The sequence below is a fragment of the Flavobacterium sp. C4GT6 genome, from assembly GCF_036347315.1.
Classification (GTDB): domain Bacteria; phylum Bacteroidota; class Bacteroidia; order Flavobacteriales; family Flavobacteriaceae; genus Flavobacterium.
In genome coordinates this window covers 84,107-103,919 of sequence record NZ_JAZGZU010000011.1, presented here as the reverse complement: position 1 = coordinate 103,919, position 19,813 = coordinate 84,107, and the positions used below count along the sequence as shown (strand labels likewise).

Below are 19,813 nucleotides of genomic sequence, written 5' to 3'. Positions count from 1 at the left end.
TAATTTTTTAAGACTTATTAACACCTACAATGAAAAAAATTAATTTTTTGAGAATAGATTATTTTTTTAACATTAAAAATTAAAAATCAGGTATTTACACTCTAAAAAAGGATTAAGCAATGCTTACTGAATAAATTTCACATGCATGCATAAAAATAAAGCCCGAATATTATCTATAATATTATATATTTGTGCATATTTGAAATTGTTACAAATTTAACATGCATACCACCAAGAAAGAAGGTAAATACACTTATTATGAAGCCGGTGAAGGCACTCCGATAATCATACTTCATGGCCTTATGGGAGGACTGAGTAACTTTGACGGTGTTGCAAAATACTTCCCGAAAGAAGGTTATAAGGTGGTCATCCCTGAACTACCTATATATACACAGAGTATTTTAAAGACTAACGTAAAGGCTTTTGCTAAGTGGGTAAAAGACTTTATTACGCACATGGGATATGACAGGGTTATAATGCTGGGCAACTCCCTTGGAGGTCATATTGCATTATACCATACTAAAATGTATCCTGAAAAAATGCTGGGGCTTATCATTACAGGTAGCTCAGGATTATATGAAAGTGCAATGGGCGACAGTTACCCAAGGCGCGGTGACTATGAATACATTAAACGAAAAGCTGAAGATGTATTTTATGATCCGGCAGTAGCAACAAAGGAAATTGTAGACGAAGTTTTTGAAACAGCAAACGACAGACTTAAGCTTATAAAAACCCTAACGATTGCAAAAAGCGCCATACGCCACAACATGGCTAATGACCTACCTAAAATGCACATCCCTACCTGTATAATATGGGGAAGAAACGATAAGGTTACTCCTCCTGAAGTTGCAGAAGAGTTCCATAGCCTGCTACCAAACTCAGATCTTTATTGGATTGACCAGTGCGGACACGCAGCCATGATGGAGCGTCCGGATGAGTTTAACAGATTAATGCACGAATGGCTTAAAAAGTCAAACATATAAAAATACAGAATCCGGCTCCTGCCGGATTTTTAATATAATCCTGCCACATAATACCGTTTGTATATTTATACCTAAATTTGCAAGCATACGGCCTGGCCGGGAAACCAAACTTTTAAAAGATGAAGATAGATACCGCCGAATTTATTATTAGTAACTCTGACGTAAGCAAATGCCCGAAGGAACCACTTCCTGAGTATGCCTTTATAGGACGCTCAAACGTAGGAAAGTCGTCTCTTATTAATATGCTTACCAACAATAAGAATCTGGCTAAAACTTCATCTAAGCCCGGAAAAACACAGCTTATAAATCACTTTAAGATAAACAGCAACTGGTTTTTGGTCGATTTACCGGGATATGGTTATGCCAAGGTTTCTAAACACACCAAACAGGTTTTCCAGAAATTCATAACTCAATACTTTGAGAAACGCGAGCAACTGGTATGTGCTTTTGTTTTAATTGACATTAGACACGAAGCCCAAAAAATAGACCTTGAGTTTATTAACTACCTTGGCGAGACAGAAGTACCTTTCTGTATTATTTTTACCAAAGCCGATAAAATAAGTAAAGGAAAAATAGACCAACATATTGCAGCCTACAAAAAACAGCTACTTGCGAATAACTGGGAAGAAATGCCTCCGCATTTTGTAACCTCATCACAAGACGGTACAGGTCGCGATACAGTATTAGAGTATATAAACGAGGTAAACCAGTCGATATTCAATAATACCGACTTTGTATAACTACAATAGCTTCTCCATAAAGTAATTGGTTAACACCTGTCCGTTTCGCTCCACCTGCTGTTGTTTCAACACAGTATAACCATGCTTTTCAAAAAAGGGTTTTGCCGTGATGGAAGCCGCCACTGTTATCCTGCTAATATTATTAGCAAGGGCACATTGCTCAATAGCCTCTTTAATTAACGTAGCCACACCACACCCCTGATGATCTTTGTGCACAAACAGGTGATCAAAATATCCTGAGGCATCAATATCACCAAAGCCTGCAATAACACCGTTGTGCTGTACCAATACTGTATAGTTTTGAGACAACAACTTAGCCCAACGCTCATAATCCAGTTCGGCAGGAGCCCAGGCCTCCAGTTGTGCATCGGTATAATCTATTTTATTTACTGTGTGTACGGTTTGATAAAACAGCGTTACCACCTCATTGCAGTCTTCCTCTTTATATTGGCGAATGGTATACATATATAAAACAAAAAAGCGGCCGGAGCCGCTTTAATTAATTATCGTCTTTTTTAAGCTCAAGCTTCTCGGCAAAATAATCACAAAAGTCTCTCATGGTCTCAGCCATTTTAGTTTCGGTAGTAGCACGCTCAAAAGTATGCGACATGGAAACCAGCGTTTGGTGGAAAAACACCTTCATTTCATCTACCGGCATATCCTTAGTCCACAAATCAATACGCATGCTTTCCTGACTTTTAGGATCCCATACCGAAAGCATCATGGCTTTGGTTTCCTGATTCACTACACCACCATCACGGGCAGTCCAGCTTAGTTTCTCAGGAACCCTGTTCTCATCAAGCTCAACATTTACTTTTATCTCTGATTTAAGTGTATTCTTAGACATTATTTTTTGGGTTTGTATTTAGAGTTATCAAAAATTGTTTTCGCATCTGTGTTTAAAAGATTCTGCAAAGTTACATCTTTATTGTTTTCCATGTAAGCCCTAACAATTTGCCATCCCATCCAAATACCTAATCTACCCGGAGACTCGTTATCCAACTCAAGATAAAACTTAGAGAAAGGCGCCGGGTTTACAAAGCGTGCTGCCAGTTTAGCATCGGTATCAAATAAAAGTTTGTTCTCTATAAAATAACGCCAAATTTCAGATTCGTTTTCCTCAGCCCAAAGCTCCTGCTCATCAGTATATCCCATTTTTGCAGCATCTGTAGCATTAGGGATAATAACATCTTTCATATACAGCTCCTTACCAAAATACACTATAAGCGCAAGGAATGTTCTGTTTTTAGGAGGAGCAATATAATCTGTCGCGAAAGATGAAACAACATCGGGCACTATCTGGTTTGGCTCAAAAGTCTGCACCTGATAACTTGGCAAACCATCATACAGTTTATTATCCTTACCCAAATACAGATTAATAGGTATAGCTACTACCTCTGGCGAGTATACCGCCCTTTGGTTTTCATTGTCAGATATAATAGTAAACACCTCTGGCGTACTGAAATCATTAAAATAATATTTCATGTGTTTGAATGCCGACTCCAAATCCCCTTCAAGTGTATTGAATTTAGCAAACTCCTTATCAGTTTCCTCTTTTAGCTGACGCATAAAAGGATCATTCATATTATTTACCCAAACCGAGTCGGGGAAGTTTTGAGGAAAAAAGTACGGATAAGCCTCTTTCAGTTTAGGTAAATCTTCGGGCTTACTATTGTAAAATACATCGTCAAACCTTACAATTTTCACCTCACCTATCTCAACTTTTTCAATTTCTTTTTCAATTTCACTCTTACCGTTACACGATATTAATACTAACGGAAAGATTAAAAGCAGAAAATATTTCTTCATAATTTGTGTTGTCATTTAAAGTTTTCCTGTTTGGAATTATTTACTTTTATAGAGTATTTTTGTGCAAATATACATTACTAAACCTAATACCAAATATAATGGCTGCAACCCGAAAATTTAAAACCGAAACTGCAAACGAATATATTGTAAAATGGCTGCGTGATTATGCAACTAACGCAAAAGTAAAAGGTTTTGTTGTAGGGATATCGGGCGGAATTGATTCGGCAGTAACATCCAGCCTTTGTGCTCAAACCGGTTTACCTACATTATGTGTGGAAATGCCGATACACCAGGCCCAAAATCAGGTTAGCCGAGGCAGGGAACACATAAAGCAGCTTATGGAAAGGTTTGATAATGTATCTACAGTAGAAGCCGACCTTACCCCTGTTTTTGAAACTTTTAGAAAACAGGTTCCCGAAACCGAAAATCAATACCTGCAGGACTTAACCCTTGCTAATACAAGAGCCCGACTACGAATGACTACCCTGTACTACTTTGCAGGAATAAACAGCGCCCTTGTAGCAGGAACAGGTAATAAGGTGGAAGATTTTGGAGTTGGTTTCTTTACCAAATATGGTGATGGTGGCGTAGACCTTAGCCCAATTGCCGATTTAATGAAATCGGAAGTACGTGAGCTTGCCAAATTCCTTAAAGTACCACAAAGTATTATTGCCGCAAAACCTACCGACGGACTGTTTGGTGATGACCGTAGTGATGAGGATCAATTAGGAGCAAGTTATGACGAATTGGAGTGGGCAATGCTCGAAGCTGAAAAAGGAAAAAAACACGATGACTTTACCGGGAGGCAAAAAGAGGTTTTTAACATTTATTTAAGATTAAACGCTATTAACCAGCACAAAATGAACCCAATACCGGTATGCGAGATACCATTAAATTTGAAATAAAATTCTTTCATTCACAATACTTTAAGATTTTAATAAGATTTTAATTGCTAACTTTACTGTAAGTTTTAACTCAAAAAATAGCAATTATGATTAAACTATGCTTAGCGGATAATCATCCTGTAGTACACTACGGAATGAAGGCCTATTTTAGCGAAAATCCGGAAATCAGCTTTGCAGGGGTGGTAAACAATCTGGAGGGGCTTATGGACGTGCTGAAAAAGAAGACTGTTGATGCCGCCATTATTGACCTGGAGTTAGACGGCTTAACGAGTATAAGCTCTGTTAAATCTCTTGTTAAGGACTATCCCGACACCAAGATTGTGATTTTTACCAATCTTGCCGAACAGATATATGCACCAAACGCCTTAAAAGCCGGAGTATCGGCCTATGTGCATAAAAATGCCAAAATGGAAGACCTTGAAAATGCCATTAAAAAGGTAATGCAGGGCGAAGTGGTGTTTAGCGATCTTGTTAAAAAGAACCTTGCACTGCTTAATAAGGGCAAAAAATCTGAAAGGCTATACAGGAAACTTTCTTCACGAGAAATTGAAGTATTACGCTACTTAAGCGAGGGTAAAAAGAATAAGGAAATAGCAAAACTGCTTGACCTTAATGAGAAAACTATAAGTACCTATAAATTAAGGTTACTTACCAAACTGCATGTTACTAACTTAGTAGATTTAGTTAACAAAGCTAAAACGCTGGAAATAGTTTAACCCTAACATTCATTCCGGGAACACAACTCTAACAAACCAATCACCTTTTATATTATCGGGATTTTTTTGAGATGCTTTATACCATTATAAACACATCATGGAAATATATTACCTATGTGGTACGTATACGTTCTATACGTTTTAGAACGTTTTTATTAAGCTCGGTATAATCCATAATATCCTGCATGGCATCCCTGTTATCACCATCGGGGGTAATTTGTGCGATGAGTTCATGTATGAGTTTTGTAATAAGACGAGACCTTAAATCAAAAATGATTTGGGTTACATGTTCCTCCACAGTCATATGTTTATGCTTAACCGGAATTTGCTGCTTGTCTTCCCACTCACTAAGCAAATACCTGTCGTCATCCATATAAATATCAGACACCACATTTTGCAACTCAGAAGGAAGATGGTTAACAAAGTTTTCCTGCTTAATTTCCTTATTAAGATAAATATCTATAAGCTGCTTATAAAGGGCACTGAATGTAGGATGAGTGAATTCTACCTCATCTTCCTGTAGGTTAAGGTAAACCCACTCATACACTTTACAGGCTTGGGTTTCGGTAAAGTTTACCTCATCACCAAATTCGTTATACTTGGTAAATACGTTTTTAAACTCACAATCTTTATCCCCATACAATTGTAAGGCCTTTACAATTTCATACTCAATACCGCTTAAGTCATCCGGCTTAATTTTCTGCTCAGTTGGTATCTCCTCTACTACAGGCTGCAAGGCTTTAGCTTTTTGCTCCTCCTTCATTTTCTTACCGGCATCGGCTATATCTTTTTGCACCAACTGTGCCAGTGTACTGATAAGTACCTGTTCGGATATATCCATAATACGGGCACACTCCTGTATGTATACCTCCTGCTGAATCCTATCGGGTATTTTAGAGATACTGTTTACAATATCCCTAATAAGTCCGGCTTTTTTTACAGGGTCGTTTTTAGCCTCATCCATAAGCAGGGAAGCTTTGAACTGTATAAAATCCTTCGCATTATCCTGTAAATAAGCAATAAGCTCATCGTATGATGATTTTTTGGCAAAACTATCAGGGTCTTCCCCATCAGGAAATGTACAAACCTTTACGTTCATACCTTCCTCCAGAATAAGATCTATACCTCTAAGCGATGCACGAAGTCCTGCCGCATCTCCGTCAAAAAGTACCGTAATGTTTTTGGTAAGCCTGTTTACAAGACGAATCTGATCGGGCGTTAAAGCGGTACCCGAAGATGCCACAACGTTCTCCACTCCTGCCTGATGCAACTGTATCACATCGGTATACCCTTCAACAAGGAAACAGTTATCCAGTTTGGCTATAGCCTGCTTGGCATGATATATACCGTATAACACTTTACTCTTGTGGTAAATATCACTCTCGGGAGAGTTAAGGTATTTAGCCACCTTTTTATCATTACCTAAAATACGGCCGCCGAATCCTAAAACACGACCCGACATACTTTGTATAGGGAACATAACACGTCCGCGGAACCTATCGGCATTCCTGCCATCCTCTCGTACTATGGTCAATCCTGTTTTTTCGAGGAATTCCAGCTTATACCCTTTACCTAAAGCCTCTTTACTAAAAGCGTCCCACTCTTCAGGCGAATACCCCAAACCAAACTTCTTGATAGTTTCTCCGGTAAATCCTCTTTCCTTAAAATAAGAATAACCAATAGCCTGACCTTCGTCGGTATTTAAAAGTGTACTGTGAAAATACTTTTGTGCAAATTCGGAAACCAGATACATACTCTCCCTTTCGTTGGCTACCGCCTTCTGTTCATCTGTCTGTTCTGTTTCCTCAATTTCAATATTGTATCTTTTCGCCAGATAGCGAATAGCCTCCGGATACGAGAAATGTTCGTGTTCCATAAGAAACGCTACAACATTCCCCCCTTTACCCGAACTGAAGTCCTTCCATATTTGTTTTACGGGAGACACCATAAACGACGGTGACTTCTCGTTACTAAACGGACTAAGCCCTTTAAAGTTACTACCGGCACGCTTAAGGTTTATAAAATCGCCTATAACCTCCTCAACGCGGGCAGTCTCAAAAACAGTATCTATGGTACTTGGTGAAATCAAGGCTTTGTCAAATATTAAAAAGGGGTGTAAAGTTACAAAGAAATACAGTGATTTAAAGATAGTAATTATCGAGATTACTCTTTGCCTGCCAAACTATCTATCATACCGTTAAAAATAAAGTAATGAAACGGCAGTACTGAATACCAGTACAACCTGCCCCATAAGCCTTTAGGCCTAAAAACGGCTCTTTGCCACAACTTGCCTTTCTCAATCCTGAATTCCAGCCATGCCTCACCGGGCAGTTTCATTTCAGCATACAGTAACAAACGCTTCTCTTTTTTATCAGCAAACAACACACGCCAAAAATCGAGCGCATCACCCGGTTGTAGTTTTGAAACATGAGTACGACCTCTCCGTAACCCTATACCGCCAAACATTTTATCCAGAAAACCTCTTGCTTTCCATAAAAAATCGCCATAGTACCAACCAGTTTGTCCTCCCAAAGCCCATATACGGTTAAGTACTTCTTCCTCATTAGTCACTTTCCTGAATTTTATATCTTTAAAACAGCCGTATTTAGGAATGGTAATGTATTTGGATATCTTCTCGCTAAAACGTCCGCTAACTATAGAGTCTTTCCAACTGGAGAGTATGGCATCTTCCTCTATTTTCTGGAAAGCCTTTTCAACCGCCTCCCTATACGTAATAGGGTGTACATTTAGTATTTCACTGAGATTATTTGGACGTCCTACTATGGCGATTTTCATACTATCTACCAGTGAAACTGCTAATTTAAACGTGGTAGAGGTTACAAAATACAACCAGTAAGACGACAGCTTAGGCGTCATTACCGGCAGTGTGAGTATGTATCGTTTAAGCCCCCTTACTTCGGCAAAAATGAGTAACATTTTTTTATAGGTAAGTACTTCGGGACCATATATATCGTAGTTGTTATTGTAGAGTTGTTTGTTCCCTGCTGCTTTAGAGAGGTAACTCAGTACATCCCTTATAGCAATAGGTTGTGTTTTTGTATTAAGCCATTTAGGAGTAACCATAACCGGAAGCTTCTCTACCAGGTCTCTTATAATTTCGAAGGATGCACTGCCACTCCCTACTATTATACCCGCCCTGAAAGCGGTAAGAGCATAAGTACCGGTACTAAGCACCTGTTCTACCTGTTTCCTGGAACGTAAATGTTTGGAAAGTACTTCCTCGTTAACAATACCGCTTAGGTAAATAACCTGCTTTAGTGACGTACTCTTTACATAATCGATAAAATTATAGGCACATGCCAGTTCCTGCTTCTCAAAATCGGCGGAAGCCGACATAGAGTGCATTAAATAATAGGCAACATCAATATCTTTAGGGATTTGTACAGCCGAGGAATACACCAAAAAATCAATCTCTATGAAGGTTAGTGATTCAAGGTCTTTGAACTCCTCAGGTATCCTGTTTAAATCTCTCACACAGCACACCAGCTCATGCCCCGCTTCCAGCAGAAACGGAATCAGTCTTTTTCCAATATAACCTGTAGTACCAGTAACGAGAATCTTCATGGTGTAAGAATAATTCTTATAAAGTTAGTCACAACTTTACAAAAACACACCATAAACAATTGTTATTTAATTACTAAAGACTAACTTAAATCTTCCACATCAAGCAGGTTGTGTTTAAGGGCAAATACAATAACACCAATAAAGTTTTTAGCGCCCACTTTGGTTATCATACGTTGCCTGTGGGTTTCAACAGTACGCTGGTGAATAAAAAGTTCTTCGGCTATTTCGGCAGAACTTTTCCCTTTACAGATAAGCTGAATAACCTCTTTCTCACGATCACTTAAAAAGTCTTTATCAGGCTGAAATTCGTTCCCTCCCTGCTGGTACAGCATAAGGTCTTTTAATACCGAACCCAATTCCGGACCCAAATAAAAACCGCTGGTATCCAGGTTACGAATAGCCAGTTCCAACTGTTCTGGTTCAGAGTTTTTAGTTACGAAGCCGTGAGCACCGCTTTGCATTACATGCCTTATGGTTTCTTTACTGGAAAGCTGAGAAATCATAAGTACTTTTATACTATCATGTACCTTTAGTACTTTACCGCAAAGTGTATAGCCATCCATTTCGGGCATCTGGATATCCAAGAGGGCTATATCTACATTTTTATTCTCTTTAAGATGTAATAAGAAGTCATTACCGCTGTCGCTTTCATAAACTACCTCAACACCTTCAAAAGTACCTATAAGGGCAGCGAGGCTTTTCCTGAAAAGCTTATGATCGTCTACCAGGGCTACTTTAAGCATGGTTTATGTTTTTTATGGTTATGGTAAATTGGTTTCCTTTTGGTTTTTCTTCATTTTGGGTTATAATACCACCTATGGCGTGTAGCCTCGAGGTAATATTTTTAAGTCCGCTTGCGTTTGGTTTAGCTAAATTCTCTTTAAAGTTAAATGAAATACCGTTATCGCTTATTTCGATTTTAAGGCTATCTTTTTCCTGTAACAGGTTTATTTCACTCTTACTAACATTACCATACTTAATCATGTTAGTAGTAAGTTCCTGCAGTACCCTAAAAAGCTGGTATGCTACCAGAGGCGGAAGCTGAGCAACTCCGTTAGGAATAACCTCAAACTCTATTTGAGCTTTAGACCCTACATTATCCAGGTGATTTTTAAGTGCCGGTACCAAGCCTTCGGTCTCCAATAAAGGCGGCATAAGATTATGTGATACGGCACGTGTATTTTGCAGAGCGGCATCTACCCCTTCTTTAATCTCGTCAAAAATGGCTTTGTTTTCTGATTCTTTTTTAGCTAAAACACTAAGGTAGTTTTTAATAGCACTTAAATCCCCCGAAACACCATCATGCAAATCGGCCGCAATACGGGCACGTTCATTCTTCTCACTCTCAAGGCTAACCTTGAGCATGTTTTCGGTCTCCTTGCGTTTCATCCTGAAAAAATGTCTTTGGTAGGTAACTACTATAAACATTAGTCCAAACGCTAAAAACAGCATTATTGCTGTACCTATATAAAATAATGATACTACTTCTTCCCCCTGTCCCATCGTGTTGTGTATTCTAAAAAATCAGCAAAATGGCGGATTTTGCCTAATACATCAAAAATACAATAAATATCGGGGTTTTAACACAATTTTAATTACGGCTTTTTCACAGTTGCTTTTAGTAGCCCTATTATCATCATTATTCTCATAAAAGTTCCGAGAATAAGGAACACCAGCCAATATTTTGTCCATAATCCTGTGGCTTTAAAAAGATGTCCTGTAAACAACACCGGAATAACTCCTCCACATAAATAAATCACAGCACCCAGAACATAATAAAATGCCGGCATTCGCCATAATGAAACAACTTCGTCTTTTTTAAATAAATCTTTAAACCATAAAATAGCCCATATAATAATAAAAACTGTTTCAATTGCACCATAATACCCCTCGACTATATTATGGTTATCAATATTCCAAAAGAAAAGAGAAGTTATGTAAAAAGTAAGAAAGACTATATTGAATGTACTGTAAAGAGTTTTGTATTTTTTTAAGAGTTTATAAAACATATAATTAAATGCTAAAAACTCTAACAAACTATATAATGTAGTCCAATAGGCTGTTTTAACAAAAAGAATGATAGAAAATATAACTTCATATAACTCTCCAATAAACATAAGCCATACAAAAGGTTTTATTACCTTAAATTCATTGTAAAGTTCTTTTCTTGGAGATCTGGTATAATAAAAATATATCAGTAGTATTCCACATAATAAATACTGAAAAACAAAAGATACAGATATGTAATACCAAATATTATTCCTCATTGCTTATCACTTTCACCTCTAAAACCCAAAAGCCCCTTGTTACTTATAGTTCCAAGACCTAACACTTAGATTTCTCCAGCCTAACTAACAGTATCCCCTTGGAAACATTAAAATAACTATTGGTAATACAGATAATAGTGTCTCTAAAAAACAACCCTGTATTACCAATAATTAATCAATTTGATTTACTAATTTGATAGCGGACTGTTCATATCACAATTTTGAGGACATATAACCCCTTTATCTAACAAAAGTCCGTTTGTTATATCGCTACCGTTTGCATCTACTCCTACAATAACAACATTTTGTTCATTCCTAACTACATCAAACCCTCTGTACATACGTAATCCTATACAACCTTCCTGATCTATAACTGATTGTAGTTTATCGCTTCCAAAAAAGAAGCATTTAGGCTCAGTAGGGAATGCGGCCTGATAAGCGTTAGTCATTTCTTTTGCCTCTGTAAGGTCGATAAATTCTCCGGTGTGTTTGTCAATTGGCATATTAATCAATTTTTAAATTTGTTATGCAAAACTACTAATTATGGTTTTCACTACAACATTTGCAGGAAAATACAATTTACATTTGTGGAAAATACGTAATTTATTTTTGTTAACAAAGTGTTAAAAACAAAAAAAAGCGCTTCCCGAATTACAAGGAAACGCCTTTTTGAAGTACAAAACTAACCCTAATTTGTCTAATTTAAATCAAATCTTATGCCAAGAGATACATTGTTTTGATCTATTTCATTATTTTCAAAAACCGGCTGTAAATCATATTTAAGATATAGACTAATCGACTTATAACCAACATATGCGCTAAGCCCGTAAACAAAATCATTTATATTATAATTACCTCTTCGCCTTTCTTTTACATCATTACCATCTGCATTCTCATATTTTAAAATTTGTTTTTCCTTCACATTTACACCGGCATATCCTCCTAAACCAACTCTAAAACTGTTATAAGTAGGGTAATATGTTTTATCTTCATTTACCTGCTTTTTGGTAAAATCAAACTCTAAATGCACCGGAACGACTAAATTAACATACCTTAATCTGGCTAAATCAATATCAGTACCGCTATCAGCAAGAATAGTTTTACCCTCATCTGTTACAAAAACCTTATCGTCCTCCGGCCTTAGGTTATTGTACTGTAAAGACAATCCATACTTGGCATGCAGCAGATTATTATTTCTTAATATTCGGGTATTAAAAGTTAATCCCCATTCATAAAAATCAGATCTAAGTTTATAGTTGTCATTATCCACTTTACCGTCTGTCATCAGTCGGTTAAAACCAAAAGCAAATACAAACTGAGAGGTTGTTCTTTTAAATTCATAATACTTTTTAACCTTAGTAGTATCCCTAAACTTAGATGTACCCGGATCATATGTGATTGAAAAAGAGCGAAAACTTTCTTCAATATTACCATCTATTCTGTCCTGCACCAGTTTATCCAGTTTTTCTCGCTCTACTGCTACACGTTCTTCAATATTTGCTGCTCTTTTTTCAGCAAAAGCTAGTTTTCTCTTATCTGCCTCCTCTTTAGTTATATCGTCTGTTTCAAGTAGTTTATTTACTTCTTCTACCTCAATTTTAAGAGAGTCTTTTTCCTCTTTGGAAATCTGGGCAATGTTGTAGGAAATATCCCTAGCTCTCCTTTCAAAGGTCTGAGCCTCCATTTTACTGGCAGCAAGGCATAGTAAAGCCGTTAGATAAAAAATTATTGTTTTCATATCCTGTTTTTGTTTTGGTATTTGTTTCAAGATTATTCGATGTTCCTGTTCACTACAGAAGTTTTAACCGCATTGTACTTCTCAGTTATAGTTTGCCATGTTTTGCTTCTGTAATTATTATCCAACTGATCTTCAACTTCATTAAGTAGCGAGTTAGCATTTACTTTAACGGTCGATTTTTCTTTGGGAAGTTTTACACTTAACAGCGTTTCCTCTAAAAGTTTTTCTGCTTCCATATCGGGTGTTAACGGAACAGATAAAGGCGTTCCGGACACAACCAGATTAGAAGAATTATTAGCTATTGTTCCCTGTTGTGTGTTTATATGTTGAGTTTTCGCTCTGTTTTTTACTTTTTCTTTTACCGGATTTTGAGTATTTGCTACAGGCTGTTGAATTACTACAATTGATGGCTTAACAGCCCCCTTTTCATTATTATCCAAAATATTACCTATAGTAATACTATCTGTTCCAAGGGGTGCTGCAGGAGTTACGACAAAACCATTTAGGTCATCGTTAACAACAGGAACAGTTTCCTGACTTTGAGTCACTTTAAAAAACAAACTTGAGGTAAGCAGTATACCTATAAACCCAGCTGCAGCATACATCCATATACGGACCGGTTTAACCTTTTTCTTTTCGGTAACCGAAAGCATTGCATCCAGCCTGTCCCAAGCCGCATCAGTAGGCTGTATACCCCTGCTATTTAGCTTTTCCTTAATTTCTTTCTCCCAATTATTCGGTTCCATTAGAGTAACTCTTTAATTTATTAATTTGTTCCTGCAGCATTTTTCTGGCGTGAGAAAGCTGCGATTTTGAAGTACCTTCGTTAATTCCTAACATTTGGGCAATTTCATGGTGCTTATAACCTTCAATAATGTAAAGGTTAAATACCATTTTGTAACCTTCGGGTAAATTATCTATTAAACACTGTATCTCCTCTACCGAAAGTTGCCACTCCACATCATTAACCGTTCCTTCGGTATAGTATTCGTCTTCAAGGAAATTCATTTTTTTATTCACCCTTAAATACGATATACATTCGTTAACCATAATCCTTCTTATCCAGCCTTCAAAACTTCCTTTATGTTCAAAATCTTTTAGCTTTGTAAAAACCTTCATAAATGCAGTAATCATAATATCTTCTGCCTGTTGAAGGTCTTTAATATACTGCCTGCATACGCTTAACATTTTTGGAGAGTAGGTAGTATATATCCTGTGCTGGGCGTGTCGGTTATTATCGACAGCCAGGCGGATTATATCCTTTTCTTCCTGATGTAAGGCAATTACTTTCAAAGTGTTGGTTATTGGTTGGTTGTTTGGCGTGGTTACAATTTAACCGACTTCTATATACATAGACGATTAGTCATACAAAATAGTTGCATGAAAGGTAAAAAAAAATAAAATTAAAAATTAAAGCCACTGAAACTCAGTGGCTTTAAACTATATTTTCCTGTCTATAACGTAGTTTACCATGAGGGTAAGCGCATCTTTATAAGGAGAAGAAGTATAATCTGAAAGTAACATTAAGGCTTCCTGCTGGAACTCTACCATTTTCTTCTCGGCATAATCAAGTCCCTTATGCTCTTTCACAAAAGCAATAACCTGTTTAACACGCTTTTTATCTTTATTATGATTTTTAATCGAATTGATTAACCACTTCTTCTCGTCTTTAGTACAAGTATTAAGTACATGTATAAGCGGAAGTGTCATTTTCTGTTCCTTGATATCAATACCGGTAGGTTTACCTATGGCATCATCGGTATAATCAAAAAGGTCATCCTTAATTTGGAAAGCCATACCTATAAGCTCTCCAAACTTCCTCATTTTCTCCACATGCTCACTATCGGGGTCTACAGAACAGGCTCCAAGCGAACAACAGGCAGCTATAAGTGTAGCAGTTTTTTGACGGATAATTTCATAATACACCTCTTCGGTAATATCAAGTCTTCGGGCTTTTTCAATTTGAAGAAGTTCTCCCTCACTCATTTCCCTAACGGCTACTGATATTATCTTTAACAAATCAAAATCACCATTATCTATAGAAAGCAGTAATCCTTTTGATAAAAGATAATCTCCCACTAAAACAGCAATTTTGTTTTTCCACAATGCATTAATGGAGAAAAAACCACGGCGTTTATTACTATCGTCCACTACATCGTCGTGTACCAGGGTTGCTGTATGTATAAGCTCTATAACCGATGCTCCCCTATAGGTACGTTCGTTAACCGTGCCACTGCTAATCATCTTAGCAGTAAGAAAAACAAACATAGGTCGCATTTGTTTCCCTTTACGGTTTACAATGTAGTAAGTTATCCTGTTAAGCAGTGCAACCTTAGAGGACATGGATTCATGAAACTTTTTTTCAAAAAGTTCCATCTCCTGTAATATAGGCTGCTTTATTTGCTCTGTGATTTTCATTGCGGTTTCAAAGATAGAAAATTGTTTGCTGTGATTACAACAAGAAACCGCAGTAAAACAAGGTTAATACAAAATTAATTTATTGCTGCTTCATTTTTATTAGCAAGTTGTCCGCAGGCCGCATCAATATCCTTACCGCGACTTCGCCTAACTTTTGCTACTATACCATTATTTTCAAGAGCTGTAATATAATCTTCTATTGCCTGTGGTGATGCCTGCTGGAACTCATCATCATCAATAGGGTTGTATTCAATAAGATTAACTTTACACGGCACATACTTACAAAACTTAACCAGTGCATCTATATCACGTTTAGAATCGTTTATACCTTTCCAAACCACATACTCATAGGTAACACGGCTTTTGGTTTTACTGTACCAGTATTCCAGCGATTCTCTCAAGTCCTTTAATGGAAAGCTTTTACTAAAGGGCATTATTTGAGATCTAACCTCATCTACCGCCGAGTGTAGCGATACTGCCAGTTTAAACCTAACCTCGTCATCTGCCAGTTTTTTAATCATTTTTGGCACCCCCGATGTAGAAACGGTAATACGCTTAGGTGACATTCCCAATCCTTCAGGCGATGTAATCATATCAATAGCAGCAATTACATTATTGTAGTTCATTAAAGGCTCACCCATTCCCATAAAAACAATGTTAGAAAGGGGCCTATCATGATATAATCGGCTTTCGTTATCTATTGCCGCTACCTGATCATAAATTTCATCAGGATTAAGGTTACGCATACGTTTAAGTCTTGCAGTTGCACAAAAGTTACAGTCAAGACTGCATCCTACCTGACTGGACACACAGGCTGTAGTACGTGTTTCGGTAGGAATTAGTACCGATTCTACCACCAGTCCGTCATGTAAACGAACAGCGTTTTTTACAGTACCATCACTACTTTTTTGCATTTGGTCTACCCGTATATGATTGATCACAAAATTGTCTTCCAGCATTTGCCTGGTTGTTTTAGACACATTGGTCATATCGTCAAAACTGTGTACACGCTTGCTCCACAGCCACTCATATACCTGATTGCCGCGAAATGCCTTGTCTCCATTTGCTACAAAAAAATCACGAATCTGTTCTTTTGTTAGCGCCCTTATATCTTTCTTTTGCGTTTGCATGGCGCAAAGTTAGCAAGTATTAATTAAAAAAATTAGCCCTTAATGAATTAAGGGCTAAAAACTTATTTTTAAAAGGAAATATTACACCTTATCTTTTTACTATTTTTTTAGAGTAAGCACTGTTAGTATCAGTATTTATCATTCTTAATATATAAATACCATTACTATTATTAGTAAGATCTATACTGTTGTTAGACTCTGTAACCTTACCGGCTTTCACTACCTGACCTAATACATTATATACTTCATACTGTAATGAAGAAACAGTATCGGTAAACTGAACAGAGAATACTCCGTTTGACGGGTTAGGATATACTTTTATCTCTTTTACAGGAGTAATTACATCTTCAAGACCAAGCGTACCGTCATAATAATCAAGAGTCATTGCATTTGTACCGGCAGGATCTAACCAGTTTTTAAGTCGGGTAGCATTTGTGCCTCCGCCATTCCATGAAGAGTTTAATCTTCCGTAAACATCATACTGTCCGTTTCCGCTTGTGCCGTTACAGTCAGATTCTCCTCCATAAAGCTGGCCTCTTATTCTACCATTATTATCAAATAACGGAGAACCTGATGAACCTCCTTCGGTCACACCTTTCTCCCAATTTTCAATAAGCCATACATCAGCTCCTCCTACTGAAGTAGAAGAAGGAGAGTTTTCATCAACCGAAACTTTCATTATATCTCCGTCAGGATGGTGAATACCATAAGTATTTGATGGTATAGTTGTACTTCTGTCCCATCCGGCATAAACCAAATCCCATTCATCATCTATAGGACCCGTAATTTGAAGTAAACAAAAATCACTTTCAGCTCTATGTGCTTTTAACTGAGCGCCACTCACGGTATGATAAGTTATATTTGTAGTACTGTTAGAAGTACTTGCACAAGATGGGTTTGTACTTATCCAGTTAAAACGGAAAGACCACTGAGAAGGATTTGACGTACTTCCTGTTATAGGGTTTTCATAACAGTGATTAGCCGTAAGAAAATAAGGAGTACCGTTATTATTCGTATTATTAATAAGAGCACCTGTACATAAACCTCCTCCCGCTACAATCATAGCTACCGATTTTTTATTGATATCTTTTGTAGCATCTATGGCTCCTACTGAACAGTTAACATCATAATGACAATTACCAGATGAATTTAAAGCATTTGTATCCTGTGTGCTTTTTAAAATATCTGAAGTACTTCTGTAACCATGAACCAATTTAAACAGTTCCAGCCTACCCTCGCCTTTTTGTGCTTTAGGCTCGTAGTACTCTAACCATATATCTTCTCCTGTTACCAGCCATGTCCCTAAAACCCTTTCAGGGTTGTTTTGTTTTTCATCATAAGCACCAAGAACATCTTTCCTGTCGTTGCTGTAAAGGCACAGGCTTGCTCCCTTTGGCATATAGAAATCACTAAAAAGAAAATTCATTGTTTTAGCTCCTTCAGAGTAAAAACGTATTCTCCAAATACGGTCGCCGTTATCAAGCGTTTGCCAGCTTCCGCTATTACTCAGGTTATAATCGACTAAAAACTCATACCCAAATCGAAACGGAATATCTTTTCTTTTGTCGTTAACTTCATCTTCTTTTCTTAAAGTCTCTAGATCAAAAGAAGGCATAACAACAGGGGCGACACCATCCATGTTTTGAATCTCCCAGCTTACAGGAGTAAAATCATTAGTTATTTGCGCTTCACATAGAGCAAATAAGCTAATAAAAAGCAAAGTAAGTATTCTTCTCATTTTAATTTATGGTTTTATAGAACGGCTAAAATAAGGCTTATATGCTTGTATTTTAACAATTATAAATCATTTTAACATGTTAAAAGTATATATTAACCGCTAACAGTCCTGTATACTTTAAACAAGGAACTCCATTTTTTGCCTATTTTTGTTATTCAATAAAAAAGGAACTTATGCATTTTATTTCTGAAGAACTGGAAGATTACGCAGCTCAACATAGTGAAAACGAACCCGACTTACTACAAAAATTAAACAGGGAAACGCATCAAAAAATACTACAACCAAGAATGCTTAGCGGGCATTTTCAGGGAAGGGTACTCAGCATGATCGCTAAACTTGTTAACCCAAAAAACATACTGGAAATAGGCACCTATACCGGATATGCAGCTTTATGCCTTGCCGAAGGACTGGCTCCGGACGGTGAACTGGACACTATAGATGTAAATGAAGAACTGGTTGATTTTCAAAGAAAATACTTTGACCTTAGCGATTACAAAAGTCAAATACATCAGCATTTAGGAAGTGCTCTTGACATTATCCCTACACTAAACAAAAAATTTGACCTTCTATTTATAGATGCCGATAAGGAAAATTACATTCACTACTTTAATATGATTGTACCCCTTATGAATAAAGGCGGAATTATACTCTCTGACAACGTGCTTTGGAGTGGTAAAGTACTTGAAGAGCTAAAACCGAATGACATTAGTACTAAAGTATTACTGGAATACAACAAATTATTAAAAGATGATCCAAGGGTAGAAACCGTGCTTTTACCAATAAGAGACGGATTAACTGTTAGCAGGGTTATTTAATCCCTGCTTGTTTTCCGGCAGGAATTTTCGCAAAAAGCGGTATAACATTAGCAATAATGAAGAGGTAAATATACCCCAAACAAAACCTGAAAGTATATCTCCCGGATAATGCAGTGCCAAATATATCCTACTGTAAGCAAATATTAACGGCCACAGGAAAATAATCCACATGTGCTTAACATGAGGCTTTAGAATATGATATAAAAAGAAAGCACATGCCATGGAGTTAGAGGCATGACCCGAGAAAAAACTATAGGACGAACTGTATTTAAAGCCTCTTACAAATCCTGCTATATCAGGGTTATTAAGAGGCCTTAATCGTTGTACTGTATTTTTAAACAAATTAGTAGTCTGGTCTGTAAGGGTTATTAATAACGACAGCATTATTATTACCAAAACGGTATTTTTCCAGCCCAGATTTTTAAACGTAAGATATAAAAGGAAAATAAAAACCGGAATCCAGTTTAACTGCTTTGTTATAAAAAGCCAAAAACCGTCAAAAGCCGGTGTTCCAAGTGAATTTAGGTAAATTAATAGATTTTTGTCTAATTCAATAAGAGAATCAAGCATTATCTCATTCGTTTTATAGGCCCCGAAGCATCTTCAATATTCTCCTTAACCTGATTTATTTCTTCATTAATATTATTCCCTAAATTCTTTGTATGCGAGGTAACATCAGAACGAACATCGTTAAATGTATTCTTGATATCATTTAAATCGGTATTTTTATTAATCTCCGACTTAATTTCGTTAGTTGCGTTCTTTAGCTGCTTCATCCCCTTACCTAATGAACGGGCAATTTCAGGAATCTTATCAGACCCAAAAAGCATGAGTACCACAAGTATAACGAAGAAAAGTTCTCCTCCTCCTATTCCAAACATAATATGAGATTTTATACTACAAATGTAATTATAAATACGTAGCCAAAGCTTTCCCAGATGTTTAAATCTGGATTTTTTACCGTATTTT

22 protein-coding genes are annotated in these 19,813 nt (G+C 36.9%); 5 read left to right on the top strand and 17 right to left on the bottom strand.

Going from position 1 to position 19,813, the window contains the following annotated elements; translation table 11 throughout:
* The first annotated feature begins 221 nt into the window (after positions 1 to 221).
* Positions 222 to 983 carry an alpha/beta fold hydrolase gene (locus V3Z67_RS13255; RefSeq protein WP_330443761.1) on the top strand — a complete coding sequence of 254 codons (762 nt, stop codon included), beginning with the start codon at positions 222 to 224 and terminating at the stop codon, positions 981 to 983.
* A gap of 119 nt (positions 984 to 1,102) precedes the next feature.
* Positions 1,103 to 1,723 (top strand): ribosome biogenesis GTP-binding protein YihA/YsxC, encoded by a 621-nt coding sequence (gene yihA / locus V3Z67_RS13250; protein ID WP_330443760.1) that lies wholly within the window; start codon positions 1,103 to 1,105, stop codon positions 1,721 to 1,723.
* Here yihA and V3Z67_RS13245 read toward each other — a convergent pair whose 3' ends face one another.
* From V3Z67_RS13245 to gldB, 3 genes are read right to left on the bottom strand one after another with little or no spacing between them, the layout of a single operon-like run.
* Positions 1,724 to 2,188, bottom strand: a complete 465-nt coding sequence (locus V3Z67_RS13245; protein WP_330443759.1) for a GNAT family N-acetyltransferase — start codon at positions 2,186 to 2,188, stop codon at positions 1,724 to 1,726.
* A gap of 34 nt (positions 2,189 to 2,222) precedes the next feature.
* Positions 2,223 to 2,570 carry a gliding motility protein GldC gene (gldC, locus tag V3Z67_RS13240; RefSeq protein ID WP_035134973.1) on the bottom strand — a complete coding sequence of 116 codons (348 nt, stop codon included), beginning with the start codon at positions 2,568 to 2,570 and terminating at the stop codon, positions 2,223 to 2,225.
* A complete protein-coding gene (gene gldB / locus V3Z67_RS13235; RefSeq protein WP_330443758.1) occupies positions 2,570 to 3,532 on the bottom strand; it encodes a gliding motility lipoprotein GldB in 963 nt (320 codons plus the stop codon). The genes gldC and gldB overlap by 1 nt, the downstream gene beginning before the upstream one ends.
* A 98-nt stretch (positions 3,533 to 3,630) precedes the next feature.
* Between gldB and nadE the strand changes: the two genes are divergently transcribed.
* Positions 3,631 to 4,437 carry an NAD(+) synthase gene (gene nadE, locus V3Z67_RS13230; RefSeq protein WP_330443757.1) on the top strand — a complete coding sequence of 269 codons (807 nt, stop codon included), beginning with the start codon at positions 3,631 to 3,633 and terminating at the stop codon, positions 4,435 to 4,437.
* Positions 4,438 to 4,523: 86 nt separating this feature from the next.
* Positions 4,524 to 5,153 (top strand): response regulator transcription factor, encoded by a 630-nt coding sequence (locus V3Z67_RS13225; protein ID WP_157484442.1) that lies wholly within the window; start codon positions 4,524 to 4,526, stop codon positions 5,151 to 5,153.
* A 112-nt stretch (positions 5,154 to 5,265) separates the two neighbouring features.
* Here the strand turns inward: V3Z67_RS13225 and dnaG are convergent, their stop codons facing one another.
* From dnaG to V3Z67_RS13165, 12 genes are all read right to left on the bottom strand, one after another.
* A complete protein-coding gene (gene dnaG / locus V3Z67_RS13220) occupies positions 5,266 to 7,242 on the bottom strand; it encodes a DNA primase (protein WP_330443756.1) in 1,977 nt (658 codons plus the stop codon).
* 74 nt (positions 7,243 to 7,316) lie between these two features.
* Entirely contained in the window at positions 7,317 to 8,738 is a 1,422-nt protein-coding gene (locus V3Z67_RS13215) for an SDR family oxidoreductase (protein ID WP_330443755.1), read from the bottom strand.
* An 80-nt stretch (positions 8,739 to 8,818) separates the two neighbouring features.
* A complete protein-coding gene (locus tag V3Z67_RS13210; RefSeq protein WP_330443754.1) occupies positions 8,819 to 9,481 on the bottom strand; it encodes a response regulator transcription factor in 663 nt (220 codons plus the stop codon).
* Positions 9,474 to 10,241 (bottom strand): sensor histidine kinase, encoded by a 768-nt coding sequence (locus V3Z67_RS13205; protein ID WP_330443753.1) that lies wholly within the window; start codon positions 10,239 to 10,241, stop codon positions 9,474 to 9,476. Before V3Z67_RS13205 ends, V3Z67_RS13210 begins: the two co-directional genes overlap by 8 nt.
* A 92-nt stretch (positions 10,242 to 10,333) precedes the next feature.
* Positions 10,334 to 11,005, bottom strand: coding sequence for a hypothetical protein (locus V3Z67_RS13200; RefSeq protein WP_330443752.1), 672 nt, complete (start codon positions 11,003 to 11,005; stop codon positions 10,334 to 10,336).
* 188 nt (positions 11,006 to 11,193) lie between these two features.
* Entirely contained in the window at positions 11,194 to 11,508 is a 315-nt protein-coding gene (locus tag V3Z67_RS13195; RefSeq protein ID WP_330443751.1) for a hypothetical protein, read from the bottom strand.
* A 194-nt stretch (positions 11,509 to 11,702) separates the two neighbouring features.
* Positions 11,703 to 12,743 carry a hypothetical protein gene (locus tag V3Z67_RS13190; RefSeq protein ID WP_330443750.1) on the bottom strand — a complete coding sequence of 347 codons (1,041 nt, stop codon included), beginning with the start codon at positions 12,741 to 12,743 and terminating at the stop codon, positions 11,703 to 11,705.
* 32 nt (positions 12,744 to 12,775) lie between these two features.
* The gene (locus tag V3Z67_RS13185) at positions 12,776 to 13,489 is read right to left on the bottom strand and encodes a hypothetical protein (RefSeq protein ID WP_330443749.1); all 714 of its coding nucleotides are present in this window, start codon (positions 13,487 to 13,489) and stop codon (positions 12,776 to 12,778) included.
* The gene (locus tag V3Z67_RS13180; RefSeq protein ID WP_330443748.1) at positions 13,476 to 14,036 is read right to left on the bottom strand and encodes an RNA polymerase sigma factor; all 561 of its coding nucleotides are present in this window, start codon (positions 14,034 to 14,036) and stop codon (positions 13,476 to 13,478) included. Before V3Z67_RS13180 ends, V3Z67_RS13185 begins: the two co-directional genes overlap by 14 nt.
* Before the next feature lie 147 nt (positions 14,037 to 14,183).
* Positions 14,184 to 15,161: a polyprenyl synthetase family protein gene (locus V3Z67_RS13175; RefSeq protein ID WP_330443747.1), complete on the bottom strand. Its 978-nt coding sequence runs from the start codon at positions 15,159 to 15,161 to the stop codon at positions 14,184 to 14,186.
* A 74-nt stretch (positions 15,162 to 15,235) separates the two neighbouring features.
* Entirely contained in the window at positions 15,236 to 16,291 is a 1,056-nt protein-coding gene (gene rlmN, locus V3Z67_RS13170) for a 23S rRNA (adenine(2503)-C(2))-methyltransferase RlmN (RefSeq protein ID WP_330443746.1), read from the bottom strand.
* 88 nt (positions 16,292 to 16,379) lie between these two features.
* Positions 16,380 to 18,029 (bottom strand): T9SS type A sorting domain-containing protein, encoded by a 1,650-nt coding sequence (locus V3Z67_RS13165; RefSeq protein WP_330443745.1) that lies wholly within the window; start codon positions 18,027 to 18,029, stop codon positions 16,380 to 16,382.
* A 173-nt stretch (positions 18,030 to 18,202) separates the two neighbouring features.
* Between V3Z67_RS13165 and V3Z67_RS13160 the strand changes: the two genes are divergently transcribed.
* Positions 18,203 to 18,844, top strand: a complete 642-nt coding sequence (locus V3Z67_RS13160; RefSeq protein ID WP_330443744.1) for an O-methyltransferase — start codon at positions 18,203 to 18,205, stop codon at positions 18,842 to 18,844.
* On the opposite strand, the gene V3Z67_RS13155 is transcribed toward V3Z67_RS13160, so the two are convergent.
* Both V3Z67_RS13155 and V3Z67_RS13150 read right to left on the bottom strand, forming a co-directional pair.
* Positions 18,821 to 19,414: a phosphatase PAP2 family protein gene (locus tag V3Z67_RS13155; RefSeq protein ID WP_330443743.1), complete on the bottom strand. Its 594-nt coding sequence runs from the start codon at positions 19,412 to 19,414 to the stop codon at positions 18,821 to 18,823. The two genes, V3Z67_RS13160 and V3Z67_RS13155, sit on opposite strands and share 24 nt — an antisense overlap.
* Complete coding sequence (locus V3Z67_RS13150; protein ID WP_330443742.1) at positions 19,414 to 19,725, bottom strand: Sec-independent protein translocase subunit TatA/TatB; 312 nt, start codon at positions 19,723 to 19,725, stop codon at positions 19,414 to 19,416. The genes V3Z67_RS13155 and V3Z67_RS13150 overlap by 1 nt, the downstream gene beginning before the upstream one ends.
* Positions 19,726 to 19,813: the final 88 nt, after the last annotated feature.

What these genes read in the sequence shown, in the direction of transcription:
- V3Z67_RS13200 (WP_330443752.1), bottom strand. Translation starts at nt 11,005, where the DNA reads ATGAGGAATAATATTTGGTATTACATATCTGTATCTTTTGTTTTTCAG.
- V3Z67_RS13155 (WP_330443743.1), bottom strand. Translation starts at nt 19,414, where the DNA reads ATGCTTGATTCTCTTATTGAATTAGACAAAAATCTATTAATTTACCTA.
- V3Z67_RS13175 (WP_330443747.1), bottom strand. Translation starts at nt 15,161, where the DNA reads ATGAAAATCACAGAGCAAATAAAGCAGCCTATATTACAGGAGATGGAA.
- V3Z67_RS13185 (WP_330443749.1), bottom strand. Translation starts at nt 13,489, where the DNA reads ATGGAACCGAATAATTGGGAGAAAGAAATTAAGGAAAAGCTAAATAGC.
- yihA (WP_330443760.1), top strand. Translation starts at nt 1,103, where the DNA reads ATGAAGATAGATACCGCCGAATTTATTATTAGTAACTCTGACGTAAGC.
- V3Z67_RS13255 (WP_330443761.1), top strand. Translation starts at nt 222, where the DNA reads ATGCATACCACCAAGAAAGAAGGTAAATACACTTATTATGAAGCCGGT.
- V3Z67_RS13195 (WP_330443751.1), bottom strand. Translation starts at nt 11,508, where the DNA reads ATGCCAATTGACAAACACACCGGAGAATTTATCGACCTTACAGAGGCA.
- gldB (WP_330443758.1), bottom strand. Translation starts at nt 3,532, where the DNA reads ATGAAGAAATATTTTCTGCTTTTAATCTTTCCGTTAGTATTAATATCG.
- V3Z67_RS13215 (WP_330443755.1), bottom strand. Translation starts at nt 8,738, where the DNA reads ATGAAGATTCTCGTTACTGGTACTACAGGTTATATTGGAAAAAGACTG.
- V3Z67_RS13190 (WP_330443750.1), bottom strand. Translation starts at nt 12,743, where the DNA reads ATGAAAACAATAATTTTTTATCTAACGGCTTTACTATGCCTTGCTGCC.
- V3Z67_RS13160 (WP_330443744.1), top strand. Translation starts at nt 18,203, where the DNA reads ATGCATTTTATTTCTGAAGAACTGGAAGATTACGCAGCTCAACATAGT.
- V3Z67_RS13245 (WP_330443759.1), bottom strand. Translation starts at nt 2,188, where the DNA reads ATGTATACCATTCGCCAATATAAAGAGGAAGACTGCAATGAGGTGGTA.
- nadE (WP_330443757.1), top strand. Translation starts at nt 3,631, where the DNA reads ATGGCTGCAACCCGAAAATTTAAAACCGAAACTGCAAACGAATATATT.
- V3Z67_RS13225 (WP_157484442.1), top strand. Translation starts at nt 4,524, where the DNA reads ATGATTAAACTATGCTTAGCGGATAATCATCCTGTAGTACACTACGGA.
- V3Z67_RS13210 (WP_330443754.1), bottom strand. Translation starts at nt 9,481, where the DNA reads ATGCTTAAAGTAGCCCTGGTAGACGATCATAAGCTTTTCAGGAAAAGC.
- V3Z67_RS13150 (WP_330443742.1), bottom strand. Translation starts at nt 19,725, where the DNA reads ATGTTTGGAATAGGAGGAGGAGAACTTTTCTTCGTTATACTTGTGGTA.
- rlmN (WP_330443746.1), bottom strand. Translation starts at nt 16,291, where the DNA reads ATGCAAACGCAAAAGAAAGATATAAGGGCGCTAACAAAAGAACAGATT.
- gldC (WP_035134973.1), bottom strand. Translation starts at nt 2,570, where the DNA reads ATGTCTAAGAATACACTTAAATCAGAGATAAAAGTAAATGTTGAGCTT.
- V3Z67_RS13205 (WP_330443753.1), bottom strand. Translation starts at nt 10,241, where the DNA reads ATGGGACAGGGGGAAGAAGTAGTATCATTATTTTATATAGGTACAGCA.
- V3Z67_RS13165 (WP_330443745.1), bottom strand. Translation starts at nt 18,029, where the DNA reads ATGAGAAGAATACTTACTTTGCTTTTTATTAGCTTATTTGCTCTATGT.